This is a genomic window from Pseudonocardia sp. ICBG1034, from assembly GCF_020131375.1.
In the GTDB taxonomy this organism is placed as follows: domain Bacteria; phylum Actinomycetota; class Actinomycetes; order Mycobacteriales; family Pseudonocardiaceae; genus Pseudonocardia; species Pseudonocardia alni.
The window spans coordinates 1,834,995-1,849,077 of record NZ_JAHLEK010000015.1 but is presented as its reverse complement, the minus strand read 5'-3'; the positions used below and the strand labels follow the sequence as shown (position 1 = coordinate 1,849,077).

The following is a 14,083-nucleotide window of genomic DNA, read 5'->3' as shown; positions in this document are numbered from 1 at the left end:
TGGTCGTATTGAATTGAATTCAAGTCATTCTCTTCACACGCCCCCGTCGGAGAGGACGGTCGCATGGTCATCGTCGACTACTACTCCCGGCTGGACGGGACCGAGCCGCTGCGCGGGCTCGACCTCGTCGAGCCGGACATCGAGTTCCTGATCGCGCTCCCGGGCGGGGAGGTGACGGGGTCCGGGCGTGCCGACCTCGCCGCCTACATCTCCGGGCGTCCCCCCGTCGGACGGCGTCACGGTGTGCTCCGGAGCTCGGTCGACGGCGACCTCGAGATGGTGTACGGCGTCGTGACCGAACAGGACGGTCGTCGGACCGGGGCGTTCTCCGGGGTCGCGCTCGTCTCGCCGGGCGGGTTGATCGCCCGTTACCAGGTCTTCTTCCACCCGAGCTTCTCCCTGTACCCGCAGCCGGAGGCGGCGGCGTGAGCGCGGCGACGCGGAGCGTGCTGTCCCGCTGGTTCGGCACCATCGACTCCGACACCCCGGAGCGGATCCTCGACCTGATCGCACCGGGGTTCCGGTTCTCGATCGTGTTCGGCACCGGCGGCGGGGCCGCCACCGACTTCCACGGTGGGCGTGCCGAGCTGGAGGGCTATCTCGCCCAGCGCGAGAAGGGTGTGCTGACCCACCACGTCCTGTCCGAGGCCGTCGTCGGCCGGGACGAGCTGGTCCTCGGCCAGGCCCGGCGCGCCGGCGCCTTCGAGTCGACCTTCGTCGCCTCGGCCCGGCTCGACGCCGACGACCGGGTGGCGGCCCTGATGATCGGTCGCTCGCCGCAGCTGGACATCGAGTCGATCTGAGCCGGCGGTACCGCCGGCCATTGCGCAAGGAGGCGTCATGTTCAATCTCGTCCTGCTCGCCGCTCGTCCACCGGAGTGGACCCACGACGAGTTCATCACCTGGTGGCGCGGCGAGCACGCGGAGATGACCTACCCGCTGCCCGGCCTGCGCGCGTGGCGCCACACGGCCGTCAGCAGCGCACTGGAGGAACGCTCCGAGGGGTGGGACGGGTTGTCGGTCCTCAGCTTCGACGACGAGGAGTCGGCCCGGGCGGCCCTCGCCAGCGACGAGTGGAAGGCCGCCGTGGCACACGTCGGGTCCATGCGGGGCAGGCGGATCGCCCTGCTCGGCGACGAGCGCGAGATGGTGCAGGGCTGAGATGCGCGCGCTGGTCACCGAACTGGACCGCCGGGCCGGGGCCGACCCCGGCCAGGTCGTCGCGATCGACGGCGCCGGCCCGCACGACCTCGCGACCACCCTCGCGGCGGCCGGGGAGCTCGCCGAGGTGCTGGCGGGCTGCACCGGACCGCGGCCCACCGTCCTGCTCCAGGCCGAGAACACCTGGCGGACCGTGGTCTGCGCCCTCGCCGTCGGACGGGTGGACGGCACGCTCGCCCTGCTGAGCGGCCATGCGACCGCGCCGGAGTTCGCCGCGGCTCAGGAGGACCTGGACCCGGACGTCGCGATCACCTCACCATGGAGCGCCTCGACCTGGGACACCGGCTCGGTGGGTCCGGCACGGGCCACGGTGCTGGACGGATGGACCCTGACCGGCCGGGCGGAGACCCGGCCGGGCCGGTGGGGCGACGGCGTGGTGATCGGCCTGACCTCGGGGTCGACCGGCCGCGCGAAGGGGGTGGTCCAGACCGAGGCGGCGTTGCGCTACGCCGGGCGTGCCACCGTCGAGGCGGTCGGCCTGCGGGCGGGCGATCCGGTCGGCGCCCTGGTCCCCCTGTCCTCCGCCGCAGCCGTCTGCTTCGGGCTCTACCTGCCGCTCATGCTCGGCGGACCGATCCTGCTCGCCGAGCGCTGGAGTCCGCCGGAGGCCGTGGAGCTCCTGGCCACGCACGGGGCCCGGTGGACGATGTGCGTGCCCACGATGGCGTTGCAGATGGGCATGCAGGCCCCCGAGGCCGGGATGTTGTCGGCGATGACGGCCATGACCGTCGGCGGCGGACCGATGGACCGCGGTGCGCTCGCCCGTGCGGAGCAGCGGCTGGGCACCCGGTTCCTGCGGGTGTTCGGCATGTCCGAGTGCCTGGGCCACACGACGTCCTCGCCGTCGGACCCCGAGGAGGTGCGGCTCGGGACCGACGGTGTGCCGTTCCCGGGGACCCACCTGCGCGTCGTCGACGCCGACGGGGCCGGGGTCCCGGCAGGCACGGTCGGGCGGGCCCAGGTCCGAGGCCCGTCGCTGTTCGCCGGCTACGCCGGGGCAGGCGCGCTCGCACCGCCCGACCTGACCGCGGACGGCTACCTCACGACCGGCGACCTGATGTCCGTCGACGCCGACGGCCGGGTGTCGGTGCGGGGCCGGGAGAAGGACATCATCATCCGTGGCGGGCGCAACATCGACATCCACGAGGTGGAGAGCGCCCTCGCCCGGCACCCGTCGGTCGAGCAGGTGTGCGTGGTGCCGGTCCCGGACGACGTCCTCGGGGAACGTGTGGCCGCCCTGCTCGTGACGTCACGGCCCGACATCGACCTCGACGCCGTCCGGGCACATCTGGACGCCGAGGGACTGGCGAAGGGCAAGTGGCCCGAACACGTGCTCGTCGTGGACGCCCTGCCCCAGAACCGGGTCGGAAAGCTGTCGCGTCCGGAGGCGACCCGGCTGGCCTGTCGGCTCGCGACCCCGGCCGCGAGCTGACGGCACCTGCCCCAGCCTCACGTTCGGGCCCCCTCCCGAGCGACATCCGGACCATTGCCGGCATGGATCGAGCAGAATCACGCACGAGCATCAGGTCGACGGTGGGCAGGGTGTCGGTGGCCGTCGCCCTCGCCGTCGGGGTCGGCGCCGGGGTCCCGGCGGCGGGGGCCACGGTCGCGACCCCCGCCGCCGGGGAGTCGGCGTCCGTCCTGGCCGGCAACGACTGCTGCTGGGGATGGGGACCGGAGGGGCCGCGCACCGACCAGCACCACGGCATGCGCTACTGCGACAACGCACCGCTGGACCCCTCCCAGGTCCAGGACCGGCGATGACCGGCCACCGCTGACCGGACGTCGGTGCGGCTCCGGTCCGGGGCCGGTGGGGTTGCGGGATGGGAGGGGGCAGCTAGAGCGAGGTCCAGAGGGTCTCGGCGTCGACGACGCGGTGGTGCCGCCAGGTGACTGCTCGTTCCACGGCGGCGACGACACCGGCGACCGCGAGGGTCCCGAGCAGCCAGCCGGGTAGGAGCACCGGTGAGGTGAACGTGCCGACCCGGTCCGCCACCTCCGGGATCGAGGTGACCATCTCGAGCCATACGGGTGCGGCGAGGACGAGGTTGACCAGCAGGATCAACACGGCGGTGACCGCGATCGCCCGGCTCGTCCGCGGGTGGTCCCGGGTCAGGGCTGCGCGACGGTACTCCAGGGTCCCCGGCGCCGGGGCCAGTCTGCGTTCCCGCCCGTCGGGGGTGACGAGATGGACCCGGGTGACGCCGTACAACCCGGCGTCGACCTCGATCCTCCCTCCGGGAACGGTGAAGGTGGCGGGCATCTCGGCCGTGCTGGTGCGCTGCCCGTCCCGGTAGAGCCGGGCGCGGTGATCCTCCATGGTGCAGGTCTCGACGGCCCAGACGGCTGGGCCGTCGGGGTCCGGCAGCGTGATCGTGTGGACGGTGCGGCTCAGTGCCTGGTGGAGTCGAACGGGTCGCAGGGCCATCGTCACCTTCTCCTGTCTGCCGGAACGGGGTCCCGAGCGGGTCAGAGGCTGCATCGGGCGTCGGCCGGCGGGGTCTCGAGGTCGAGGAGATAGGCGTTGACCGCATCGTCGACGCACGTGCTGCCACCGAGGAGGTAGGCACCGTGCTGCTTGCCGTCGACGGTGAGCAGGCTCGCGCCGAGGGTTCGCGCCATGGACACGCCACCCGGATACGGCGTCGCGGGATCACCGGTGACCGACACGACGAGCGCCTCGGGCAGGCCCTCGAGATCGGCGGGGAGCCACGGGACGTCGCGCGTCGGCGGGGCCGGCCACGCCTCGCACTCACTGTGGTAGGTCCCCGCCGTCAGCAGGTCGATGCCGAACATCGGCGCGACGTCCGCGACCTCGCGCGCGTGCGCGGTCTGTTCCTCCGGTGTCAGGCGGGGCCAGTCCATGCAGCGCACGGCGATGTTCGTATCGATGTCGGTGGTGTAGACGCCGTCGGCGGTGCGGCTGTAGAAGCCGTCGCGCAGGGCGAGGATCTCCTCGGCCCGCCCCGCGTCGAGCGCGGTCAGAGCGGAGATCAGCGAGGGCCAGTGGGCCTCCGCCGCCAGGCCCGCCGTGATCCCGAGGTAGACGTCCCAGACGCTCACGTCCCTGCCCTCGGCGGTGGGCGCCGGCGTCTCGACCAGCGGCGCGACGATCTCGTGCAGACGCTCGTTCGCCGCCGCGGGATCGGACCCGAGGACACAGTCGGGTGACCGGGCGCAGAGCGCGGCGACCTCGTCGAACCGGGCCTGGGAGGCGGTGAACTGGGCGAGGCGGAGCTCGCTCGGTGTCCAGTCGGGGCCGACGGCGCTGTCGAGCACGACGGCACGGACCTTGTCGGGGTGCGCGGTGAGGTACATGGCGCCGATCTCGGAGCCGTAGCTGTAGCCGAGGAAGGTCAGCCGCTCGTCGCCGAGGGCCTCCCGCATGATGTCCATGTCACGCACGACGTTCGCCGATCCGGCGTTGACGAGGTTCTCGACGCCTCCGGAGCCCTCGATGCAGCGCTGCGCGTGGTCCGCCGCCTGCTCGGCGCTGGTGATGTCGTAGACGGCGCCGAACCGGGGAACGTCTCCGGCGTCGTACTCCTCGTCGGTGTAGCAGTCGAGGGCCGGGGTCGACGCCCCGATCCCGCGCGGGTCGAAGCCGACGATGTCGAAGCGCTCGGCGACGGGGCTGTTCTGCCACTGGGGCAGGAAGGACGCCACGAAGCTGGTGCCGGACCCTCCGGGGCCGCCGGGGTTGATCAGCAGCGATCCCTCGGCCTCTCCCCGGGCGGGGACACGGGTGAGGGCGAGCTGTGCCCTCTCCCCCGCCGGAGCGTCGTAGTCGAGTGGGACCTCGACCGACGCGCACTCCAGTGCGGGGTTCGCGAACAGCTCGGCGTCCGCGGCGTTGGTCGCGGTGTCCGTGCAGCCGCCCCAGTCGAGTTCCTGCGTCAGGTAGGCGGCCATGTCCGACTGCCCACCGGACTCCGGAGGGGGCGCCGACGTGCAGGCCGCCGACAGGACGAGGGGGATGACGGTGACGGCTGCGGCGAGACGCGGCACGGTCCGTCGCGATCGGTGCGGGCGTCGGCGGTACGAGGACATGTCTCTCCTGGTCGGGTCCGGGCTCGACGGCGGCGCGGGCCGGGTGGGTGCTACGCCCTGACCGACGCTGTTTCTAGCATGAACGTGCTAGAAAAGTAGCATGCCCATGCCACATCGGGCGATAGAGTGGTGCCATGCCCAGACGCGTGGACCCGGATGCCCGGCGTGCGCAGGTTGCCGACGCCGTGATCGACGAGATCGCCGCACACGGACTCCGCTCGGTGACCCTTGCGCGGATCTCCGCACGCTCCGGTCTGGCCATCGGGAGCATCCGGCACTACTTCGGTGACAACCTGCGGGAGGTCATGTCGTTCACGTTGGGCGTCCTCATCCAGCGTGCCGAGAACCGCAACCCGGGTCTGTCCGGCGACCCGGCGACCCGGGTCGCCGAGCTGGTCGTCCTCGTCGCGCCGACCAGCGAGCAGGAACGCAAGGAGAACATCGCACTCGTCGAGTACCGGGTGATGGCGCGCACCGACCCGGAGTTCGCATCCGAGGTCGCCACGACCTCGCGCACGGCCGCGGAGGCGATCCGGTCGCTCCTGCGCGCGGCACTGGCCGACCGTGTGATCGACGAGGAGGCACTCCACCGTGAAGCGCTCCTGCTGCTCACCCTGGTCGAGGGCTTCTCGCTCGGTTCGGCGCTGAGCCCGGCCCCACTGCAGGAGGCCGACGTCCGCGCCGTCGTCACGGACACCCTGCACCGCATCCGTGGTGCCTACCCACCTCGCCGGGAGGCGCCGGTGGAGCGCGCGGGGACCTGAGCCGCCGACGATCGCCACGCGGACGCGCGGCGCATCATCAACCCGTGACCTCGCTGCGGCGCGCGCTCACCGGTCCTTGAGCCGGTTCCGGTTGGCCGCGAGGACCTCGTCCGACAGGTCCGGGGCGACGTCGGCGACCGCCCGGGAGAGCAGGAGCGCGCCGACCATCTGGCTGAACAGTGCCACCGCCTGCTCCCTGGCCTCGGCCGGGGTGATCTCGGTACCGGTCTCGCGGCCGTACTCGATCACCATGTCCGCGATGGCGTCGAAGTAGCCGTCCAGGCCACGGCGGTACTCGGCCTGCGCGTCGGCGCCGTGCCGTCCCGCGTCGGAGACGAGTGCGGCCGAGGGGCAGCCGGCCTCGGGGTGGTCCCGGTGCTCGGCGTCGACGTACTGGTCGATCATGCCGTCCAGGGCGGCACGCGCCGAGCCGGGGTGTGCCGCGCGGAGGCCGTCGAGCACCGCCAGCGAGTCGATGAAGCCCTGATGCAGGACCTCGACGGCGAGGTCGCTCTTGGACGCGAAGTGGTTGTAGAAGCCGCCGTGGGTCATGCCCGCCGACTTCATCAGTCCGTCGATGCCCGTGCCGTCGATGCCGCGCAGCCGGAACCCCTCGCCCGCCGCGGCCAGGATCCGCTCGCGGTTGCGCTGCTTCTGCTCCCGTGTGACGCGGGGCATGTCGACCACCTCCCAGGCCAGGACCCGGCCGAGTCTAGACGATTTTCGATGATGCCCACCATCAAAATCGGCCGTCCGGCTTGACGGCCTCCACCTCCGGTCGTGTAGTTATTGATGTCGTCCATCATCAAAGGAGGGGTTCTCGTGCGGTTCGGAACCATCGGCGCCGGGACGGTCGCGCAGGCCGTCGCCGGTCATCTGGTGAGGGCGGGGCACACCGTGACCCTGAGCAACAGCCGCGGCCCCGACTCGCTGCGCGATGTCGCGGCGCGGCTGGGGTCGTCGGTGCGGGCGGCGCCGGTCGAGGACGCCGCGCGGGCCGACATGGTGTTCCTGACCGTGCCGTGGCCGCGGATCGGCGACGCACTGGCCGGCCTCCCGCCCTGGGACGGACGCATCCTCGTGGACACGACCAACCGGATGCCGGGGTCGGCGGACGTCGGTCCCGGCGCGGCGACGCCGAGCGAGCTCGTGGCGGCGCTGGCCCCCGGCGCACGCGTGGTCAAGGCGTTCAACACCCTCCACGCCCGCTACATCGCCGCCGACCCCCGGCACCCGGAAGGGCGGCAGCTGCTGTTCCACGCCGGCGACGACACCGCGGCCAAGGCCACGTTCCACGAGCTCGCCGACCGCATCGGGTTCGCCCCGGTCGACGTCGGACCGCTGCGCGACGGCGGACGGCTGATGCAGGTCGGCGGCCCCCTCTCGGCCCTGCACGCCCTGCGCCAGGACCCGGCCGGAGGAGCGCGGTGAAGGCACTCGCCTACGAGCGGGCGCACCCGCTCGACGCGTTCGCCGTCGACCTGGTCGACGTCGCCGAACCGCGGTTGCGTGCCGGAGACCTGCTGGTCGAGGTGCGGGCGATCGGTATCAACCCCGGCGAGGCCGCGATCCGGCGGACCCGCAGTGCGCCGCCGGGCGGTCGCGTCGTCCTCGGATGGGAGTTCGCCGGCGTCGTCGTCGCGACCGGGCCCGCGGCCACCGGGTTCGCGGTCGGGGACCGGGTGATGGGCACCGGCGACATCACCCGCGACGGGAGCTGGGCCGAACGCGTCGCGGTCGACCACCGGGTCGTCGCCCCGATCGCCGACGAGCTCGCGTTCGCCGACGCCGCATCCCTGCCGATCGGCGTGCTCACCGCGTGGGAGGCGCTCGTCCGCGACGGCGACGCACTGCCCGCCGGAGTCGGGACCGTCCTGGTCGTCGGCGCCGCGGGCGGTGTGGGCTCGATGGCCACGCAGCTGCTGGCGACGTGGACGCGGGCGTTCGTGATCGGCACGGCGTCGCGGCCCGAGACACGGGAGTGGGCCACCGCCATGGGGGCGGACCTCGTCGTCGACCACCACGGCGACCTCGCCGCCCAGCTGCGCGACGCCGGGGTCGGCCCCGTCGACCTCGTGCTGTCCACCTCGGACACCGGCAGCCGGCTCACCTCGTTCGTCGAGCTGCTGCGCCCGTTCGGGCACCTCTCCTTCGTCGACGCGCCGGGGCGCTGGGACCTGGAGGCGCTCGCAGGCAGGTCGCTGTCGCTGCACGGCGAGACGGTGTTCAGCACGATCGTCACCGGCGGCGACGCCGCCCGTCAGGGCCGGATCCTCGCCCGCGCGGCAGGCGACGTCGTGGCGGGCCGCCTGCGTCCGACCGGGACGACGACGCTGCAGGGACTGACCCCCGAGGCCATGCGGGCCGCACACACGCTCGTCGAGAGCGGCCGGAGCGTCGGCAAGACCGTGATCACCCTCTGACCCGGCCCGCAGTGCCCGGGACCCCACCACGGAAGGAACGACCCCGCATGACACCGAACCTGCTGGACGGCGAGTACGTCCCCAGCTCCGACCCCACCACCCGCGACCAGGTCGAGCTCTACGAACGCACCGACGGCCGGGAGGGTGCGACCATGCTGGGCGGCCCCGTCGTCGTCCTGACCACCCGCGGGGCACGGTCGGGCACGCTGCGCAAGACCGCCCTGATGCGGATCGAGCGCGGCGGCGTCTACGCCCTCGGCGCGTCGGCCGGTGGGCAGGCCCGGCACCCCGGCTGGTTCCACAACCTGACCGCCCATCCGACGGTGCAGCTGCAGGACGGGGCCCGCCGGACGCTGATGACCGCGCGCGTCGCCGAGGGCACCGAACGCGCGGACTGGCTCGCCTACGCCGACGGGCTGTACCCGTTCTTCGCCGGCCTGCGCGAGCGCGCCGTCCTGACCGGCGGCCGGGAGGTGCCGGTGGTGCTGCTCGAACCCGTCACGGGCTGACCCGTCGAGGAGTCCCGGCACGGAGCCGGCGGTCACGGGGCCGGCCGCGAGTCGCTCGACGGCGGTTCCCCCACCAGGACCGCGAACCCGTCCAGGTGCCGGGCCAGGCTGTAGTCGAACAGCTCGTCGACGTCGGGGACGACCTGCTCATGGACCTGCGCCAGCAAGGGGAAGCGTCCGCCGGCGAACAGCGCGTCGGTCCGTGCACGCTGCGCTTGCAGCCACCGGCCCAGCGACACACCTGTCTCCTGCTCGGCCTCCACCTCGTCCGCTGTGGACAGTGCAGCGTTGATCACCAACGAGTGCAGTGCGAGCGCCTCCTGCATCCGCGTGCGCAGTGACAGGCCGAGACCCTCGAGCGCCCGCAGGGTCCACTCGGTGTGCGCCATCATGTTCGGCGCCATCGAGGGCCGGGTGAACGACACCGCTCGGGGCAGCCACAGGTGTCGCCGGCACAGCCCCCACTGCCACCGCGCGATCAGCTCCAGCCTGGCTCGCCAGCCGTCGGGCCCCGGGTCGGGGAGTTCCAGCTCCCCGAAGACCAGATCGGCCATCTCGATCATCAGGTCGTCCTTGTTCGCGATGTGGCGATAGAGGGACATGGCTCCCACGCCGAGCTCGGCGGCGACCCGCCGCATGGACACCGCGCCCGCACCCTCGACGTCGGCGATCGCGACAGCCGTCCGCAGCACGTGCTCGCGACTGAGCGCCTGCTTCGCTCCGCCGGCCGGACGCGGCGGGAACGGCCGGGAAGCGGACGTGTGCGCCCGGCCCGGCCGGCGCGGTCCGTTCGCGGAGGCGCTGACGACCGTGCCGGAGCCCACCTTCGCCTCGACGAGGCCCTCGTCGCGCAGCACGGCAAGAACCTTCGTCGCGGTCGCGATCGCGACGTTCCACCGGTCGGCGATCTGCCGGATGGACGGGATCCGGTCCCCCGGCCTCAGATCACCGGATCGGATCCGGGCGGTGAACTCCCCGGCGATCCGCCGGTAGAGCGGCTCCGACTGAGCGTCCTCCGGCATGCGGACCTCCCGAGCGTAGTCGTCGACAGCGGCGAAAGTGTACTAGTTCACTTCCACTGCACTAGTTCGCTTCGCAGCGGCGTTTCTGCACAATTCGTTGACCGACTCACGTCCTCGTGGAGACAGTGTACGCGTAGTTCGCTACAGCGTACGCAGTCAGCGATCCGGGACTTCGCCACCCGGTGATCCGCCCCGCACCGCCCGCCGGACCGGAAAGGACATCCCCATGCTCACCGTCGCCGAGGAAGTCGTCCTGATCGCCCTCGACGAGGACACCGGCAGGGGCGGGACCCGTCTCGGCCTGGACTGGGCCGTGGCCGGTGCGGTCGTCGTCGAGCTGGCCCTCGCCGAGCGCATCGCCGTGGGGGACGACGACGTCGTCACGGTCGTGGACCCGGCTCCGACAGGGGCCGGGCACCTCGACACCGTCCTCGCCGAGGTCGCGGGCCGGGTGAAGGTCTCGACGCTGTTGCGACGGACGCGCGCCGGGGCGCCGGGTCGCGCCATCGCCGCGCTCGTCGAACGCGGCGTGCTTCGGCGCCGACGCGGCCGGCTGCTCGGTCTCATCCCGGCGCACCGCTACCCCACACAGGACCCCTCGGCGGCATCCGAGATCCGCAGCAGGCTCGCCGACGCCGTCCTCGACGGGCACGAGCCCGACGAGCGCACCGCTGCCCTGATCGGCGTGCTGCACGCCGCGAGGCTGTGGCGCCGCGCGCTGCCCACCGGTCACCGGAGGCAGGTCCGCACACGGATGGGCGACATCGCCACGGGGCAGGCCGTCGGTCCCGCAGTGCGCACGGCGATCGCCCGGACGAAGGGCGCCATCGCCGCGATGGCCGCCTCGGGCTGAGCCGACCGGCCGGACGGACTGAGAGACAGGAGCGACACGATGGTGATCGACATCGACACCGACTACCTCGTGATCGGCGCAGGTGCGACCGCGATGGCGTTCGTCGACACGGTGCTGAGCGAGTCGCGGGCGACCGTCACCATGGTCGACCGCTACGACCGACCCGGCGGGCACTGGACCGTCGCCTACCCCTTCGTACGGCTGCACCAACCGTCGGCGATGTACGGCGTGAACTCCCGCCCGCTCGGCGAGGACCGGGTCGACCGGACGGGCTGGAACGCCGGGATGTACGAGCTGGCGGGCGCCGCCGAGATCTGCGACTACTTCGACGAGGTGATGCGCCGGACGTTCCTGCCGTCCGGGCGGGTCTCCTACTTCCCGATGGCCGAGTACCGGGGTGGCGGACGGTTCCACGTGACGACCTCGGGCACCCGGTACCGGGTGACCGTGCGGCGCAGGATCGTGGACACCACCTACCAGGGCGTCACGGTGCCCGCGATGCGGCCGCCGGCGTTCCCCGTCGCCGACGGGATCCGAGTCGTGCCGCCGAACGAGTTGCCCGCCGTTCGCGAGCCCTCCGACCGCTACGTCGTCGTCGGAGCGGGCAAGACCGGGATCGACGCCTGCCTCTGGCTGCTGGAGCAGGGCGTCGACCCCGCCGACCTGACCTGGATCATGCCCCGCGCGCCGTGGCTCATCGACCGTGCGACGGTGCAGCCGATGCCGCTGCGCCGCGCCGCGGACATCGCAGCGGACCACGCCGCGAAGCACTCCGCGATCATGGGCGCCGAATCGGTACGCGACCTCTTCGACCGGCTCGACGCGGCGGGAGCGCTGCTGAGGATCTCTCCGGACGAGCGGCCGACGGCGTTCCGCTGCGCCACCGTCTCCCGGGCCGAGCTGGACCAGCTGCGCAGGATCACCGACGTCGTCCGCCTCGGCCGGGTCACACGCATCGACCCGAACGCCATCGAACTCGACGGCGGCACGCTCCCGACCGGCCGCCAGGTGCTGCACGTGGACTGCACCGCCGACGCCGTGAAGCAGCTGCCCGTCGTACCGATCTTCCAGGACGGGCTGATCACCCTGCAGCCGGTCCGCGCATGCCAGCCGGTGTTCAGCGCCGCACTCGTCGCACACGTCGAGGTGACCGGTCCCGACGACACCGTGCGCAACGAACTCTGCCCCGTCACCCCCTACCCGAGCAGCGACGTGGACTGGCTCCGGTTCGCCCTCTCGGCGAACGCGGAACAGCTGCGCTGGGCAGCGAACCCGGACATCGACGCCTGGCTGCGCGCCTCGCGCCTGCATCCGGATCTCGCCCCACCGATGCCGGACGACCCGACCGAACGCGCGGTCGTCGAACGGGCGGCCACGGCCATGGCGAAGGCCCAGAACGCGAAGCTCGACGAGCTCCTGCACACACGACGGTCGCTGCCCCCACCGGGACCGCACCACCCGACACGCAGAGAGGCGGCCACCGGATGAACCGGTCGGGGAACCGGCGGTGGAACCGGGCGCCCTGGACGCTCGCACTGCTGACCACGGTGTGCGCGGAGCTCACCTTCACCGCAGTCGCGGTGCCGTTCACCTGGCTGCTGGTGCCGCTGCTGATGATGATGTACGGCGCCGGCGTCCTCGTGCTCCGCGAGGCGACCGTGCGGGCCGGTGGCACCTGGCCGAGCCTCGTACTGCTGGGCGTGGCCTACCAGCTCGCGGAGGACGGCCTGGGCCTGCAGGCCCTGACCAGCCCTCGCATGTACGGCGCCGCAGACTGGGGATTCCGGGCGCTCGGTGTGAACTGGACCTACTGGGAATCACAGATCGGCGTGCACGTCGTGCTCAGCGTCCTGGTTCCGATCACCCTCACCGACCTCCTCTTCCCGGCACAACGGGACCGGCCCTACCTCGGCAACCGGGGCCTGGCCGGCGTGGGCGCCCTCGCGGTCCTGGGCGTGTTCGGGCTCCGCCACCTGATCTCGGCGACCGAGGACCCCGGCTACCGGACCCCCTGGGGCTTCACGCTCCTGTTCCTCGCGCTCATCGCGACGCTCGGCGTGGTCGCGCTGGTGGTCCTCCCCCGCTGCGACGTCACCGCCCGCGTTCGCGGGGCCCGGAACACGCCTCACCCGACCCTGGTCGGAGTCGTGTCCGGGTACCTGACCATGGCGTTCCTCACCACGCTGCTCCCGCTCGGCCTCGGCCCCACGATGCTGCTCGGCGACCTGATGTCCCCCGCCCAGCGGCTGGTCGTCGGGCTGATGACCGCCGTCCCGTTCGGGTGGCTGGTGCTGCGGTGGCAGGCAGCACCCCGGTGGGGCGACCGGCACCGGATCCGGCTCATCGGCGGGATCCTCGTGTCACACACCGCATTCATGCTGCCCGCGTCGCTGACTGCCGCGCTTGTCGGTTCGGCCGCGATCGTGGCACAGGTGTACGTGCTGGCCCGTCTCGCCCGGCACGCTCCACGGCGAGAAGCTTCGAGCACTGAATCCGTCGGGTGACTCACGCGTTCTCCCCCGCAGACCCGTTCGGGGCGACGACTCGGCGCGTACGATCGGGAGCCGGGTAACGGGATCGGGGGGCACGCACCGGGTCGGCGAGCGAGGCGCGGTCCTGCACACGCGCCCGCCGGACCGTCCTACGGTCCGGCGGGCGCGTCCTCGTGTCGGGGCCAGGTCTACTCCGGTGCCGACTGCAGGGCGCGAACCTCGACCCGGGAGTGCAGAGCGGCCGAGGCCTGCTCGGCCCAGACCAGTGCCGCCTCCTGATCGGCCGCCTCGATGATCCAGAAGCCGCCCACGTACTGGTCGGCCTTCACGAAGGGCCCCGGGGTCCGGGTCGTTCCGGTGCTCGTCGTCTCGACCGTGACCGCGGTCGACGGCGGCTCCAGACCGCCCGCAGTGACGAAAGCGCCGGCCTCGTTCAGGTCGGTGTTGAACTTCTCCACGGCGGTCATGAGCGCTTCCAGCTCGGCCGGGTCCATGTCCTGCATCGACTCCATCGTCGGCTCGTCGGCGGTGTCGTGCGGGAGGGTCAGGAAGTACTGCGTCATGGAATCTGCTCCATCTCCGGTGGTGGACGAACATCTGACGGGTAGTGGTGGCCGGATTCGCGGCGAGCGCCGCTGTGGCACGGCCGAGCTCGGCGGGCGAGGCCTGCCCGCCCGGCTGCGCCCGTTCGGGGCGCCGTACGGTGGGGGTGTCGAACACCTGCCGGCTGCGCGGAGCCTCGACGCAGC

The 14,083-nt window shown here is 72.5% G+C and carries 17 protein-coding genes; 12 read left to right on the top strand and 5 right to left on the bottom strand.

Features of this window, described 5'->3' with window-relative positions:
- Nucleotides 1-63 precede the first annotated feature (63 nt).
- The 5 genes from KPF22_RS10200 to KPF22_RS10180 all read left to right on the top strand — a co-directional run bounded on the left by KPF22_RS10200 (nt 64) and on the right by KPF22_RS10180 (nt 2,985).
- The gene (locus tag KPF22_RS10200) at nt 64-429 is read left to right on the top strand and encodes a nuclear transport factor 2 family protein (protein ID WP_208819041.1); all 366 of its coding nucleotides are present in this window, start codon (nt 64-66) and stop codon (nt 427-429) included.
- Complete coding sequence (locus tag KPF22_RS10195; RefSeq protein ID WP_224401870.1) at nt 426-803, top strand: hypothetical protein; 378 nt, start codon at nt 426-428, stop codon at nt 801-803. Before KPF22_RS10200 ends, KPF22_RS10195 begins: the two co-directional genes overlap by 4 nt.
- Nucleotides 804-840: 37 nt before the next feature.
- Nucleotides 841-1,161 carry an EthD domain-containing protein gene (locus KPF22_RS10190; protein WP_073577293.1) on the top strand — a complete coding sequence of 107 codons (321 nt, stop codon included), beginning with the start codon at nt 841-843 and terminating at the stop codon, nt 1,159-1,161.
- A 1-nt stretch (nt 1,162) separates the two neighbouring features.
- The gene (locus tag KPF22_RS10185) at nt 1,163-2,653 is read left to right on the top strand and encodes a class I adenylate-forming enzyme family protein (protein ID WP_224401869.1); all 1,491 of its coding nucleotides are present in this window, start codon (nt 1,163-1,165) and stop codon (nt 2,651-2,653) included.
- Between the two features lie 110 nt (nt 2,654-2,763).
- Nucleotides 2,764-2,985, top strand: coding sequence for a hypothetical protein (locus KPF22_RS10180; protein ID WP_224401868.1), 222 nt, complete (start codon nt 2,764-2,766; stop codon nt 2,983-2,985).
- A gap of 73 nt (nt 2,986-3,058) precedes the next feature.
- Here the strand turns inward: KPF22_RS10180 and KPF22_RS10175 are convergent, their stop codons facing one another.
- Together KPF22_RS10175 and KPF22_RS10170 are read right to left on the bottom strand one after the other, a co-directional pair.
- Entirely contained in the window at nt 3,059-3,649 is a 591-nt protein-coding gene (locus KPF22_RS10175) for a hypothetical protein (RefSeq protein ID WP_224401867.1), read from the bottom strand.
- A 41-nt stretch (nt 3,650-3,690) separates the two neighbouring features.
- Nucleotides 3,691-5,271: an alpha/beta hydrolase gene (locus KPF22_RS10170; RefSeq protein ID WP_224401866.1), complete on the bottom strand. Its 1,581-nt coding sequence runs from the start codon at nt 5,269-5,271 to the stop codon at nt 3,691-3,693.
- A gap of 134 nt (nt 5,272-5,405) precedes the next feature.
- On the opposite strand from KPF22_RS10170, the gene KPF22_RS10165 reads away from it, so the two are divergent.
- On the top strand, nt 5,406-6,035 hold the full coding sequence (locus KPF22_RS10165) for a TetR/AcrR family transcriptional regulator (protein WP_224401865.1): 630 nt from the start codon (nt 5,406-5,408) through the stop codon (nt 6,033-6,035).
- A 66-nt stretch (nt 6,036-6,101) separates the two neighbouring features.
- On the opposite strand, the gene KPF22_RS10160 is transcribed toward KPF22_RS10165, so the two are convergent.
- Nucleotides 6,102-6,713, bottom strand: coding sequence for a TetR/AcrR family transcriptional regulator (locus tag KPF22_RS10160; protein ID WP_224401864.1), 612 nt, complete (start codon nt 6,711-6,713; stop codon nt 6,102-6,104).
- Nucleotides 6,714-6,857: 144 nt separating this feature from the next.
- Here KPF22_RS10160 and KPF22_RS10155 point away from each other — a divergent pair, with 144 nt between their 5' ends.
- The 3 genes from KPF22_RS10155 to KPF22_RS10145 are packed head-to-tail and all read left to right on the top strand — an operon-like array spanning nt 6,858 to nt 8,967.
- Nucleotides 6,858-7,466 (top strand): NADPH-dependent F420 reductase, encoded by a 609-nt coding sequence (locus tag KPF22_RS10155; RefSeq protein ID WP_224401863.1) that lies wholly within the window; start codon nt 6,858-6,860, stop codon nt 7,464-7,466.
- Nucleotides 7,463-8,458, top strand: coding sequence for an alcohol dehydrogenase catalytic domain-containing protein (locus KPF22_RS10150; protein WP_224401862.1), 996 nt, complete (start codon nt 7,463-7,465; stop codon nt 8,456-8,458). The genes KPF22_RS10155 and KPF22_RS10150 overlap by 4 nt, the downstream gene beginning before the upstream one ends.
- 47 nt (nt 8,459-8,505) lie before the next feature.
- A complete protein-coding gene (locus KPF22_RS10145; RefSeq protein WP_208819050.1) occupies nt 8,506-8,967 on the top strand; it encodes a nitroreductase/quinone reductase family protein in 462 nt (153 codons plus the stop codon).
- Between the two features lie 32 nt (nt 8,968-8,999).
- Here the strand turns inward: KPF22_RS10145 and KPF22_RS10140 are convergent, their stop codons facing one another.
- On the bottom strand, nt 9,000-9,989 hold the full coding sequence (locus tag KPF22_RS10140) for a GntR family transcriptional regulator (RefSeq protein ID WP_224401861.1): 990 nt from the start codon (nt 9,987-9,989) through the stop codon (nt 9,000-9,002).
- A 226-nt stretch (nt 9,990-10,215) separates the two neighbouring features.
- Here KPF22_RS10140 and KPF22_RS10135 point away from each other — a divergent pair, with 226 nt between their 5' ends.
- Genes KPF22_RS10135 through KPF22_RS10125 form a run of 3 tightly spaced genes read left to right on the top strand, consistent with a single transcriptional unit; the run spans nt 10,216 to nt 13,346 of the window.
- Nucleotides 10,216-10,842 (top strand): GPP34 family phosphoprotein, encoded by a 627-nt coding sequence (locus KPF22_RS10135; RefSeq protein ID WP_208819052.1) that lies wholly within the window; start codon nt 10,216-10,218, stop codon nt 10,840-10,842.
- Nucleotides 10,843-10,881: 39 nt separating this feature from the next.
- The gene (locus KPF22_RS10130; protein WP_224401860.1) at nt 10,882-12,330 is read left to right on the top strand and encodes an NAD(P)/FAD-dependent oxidoreductase; all 1,449 of its coding nucleotides are present in this window, start codon (nt 10,882-10,884) and stop codon (nt 12,328-12,330) included.
- A complete protein-coding gene (locus KPF22_RS10125; protein ID WP_224401859.1) occupies nt 12,327-13,346 on the top strand; it encodes a hypothetical protein in 1,020 nt (339 codons plus the stop codon). The genes KPF22_RS10130 and KPF22_RS10125 overlap by 4 nt, the downstream gene beginning before the upstream one ends.
- Nucleotides 13,347-13,522: 176 nt before the next feature.
- Here KPF22_RS10125 and KPF22_RS10120 read toward each other — a convergent pair whose 3' ends face one another.
- Complete coding sequence (locus KPF22_RS10120) at nt 13,523-13,897, bottom strand: YciI family protein (RefSeq protein WP_224401858.1); 375 nt, start codon at nt 13,895-13,897, stop codon at nt 13,523-13,525.
- Between the last annotated feature and the right edge of the window lie 186 nt (nt 13,898-14,083).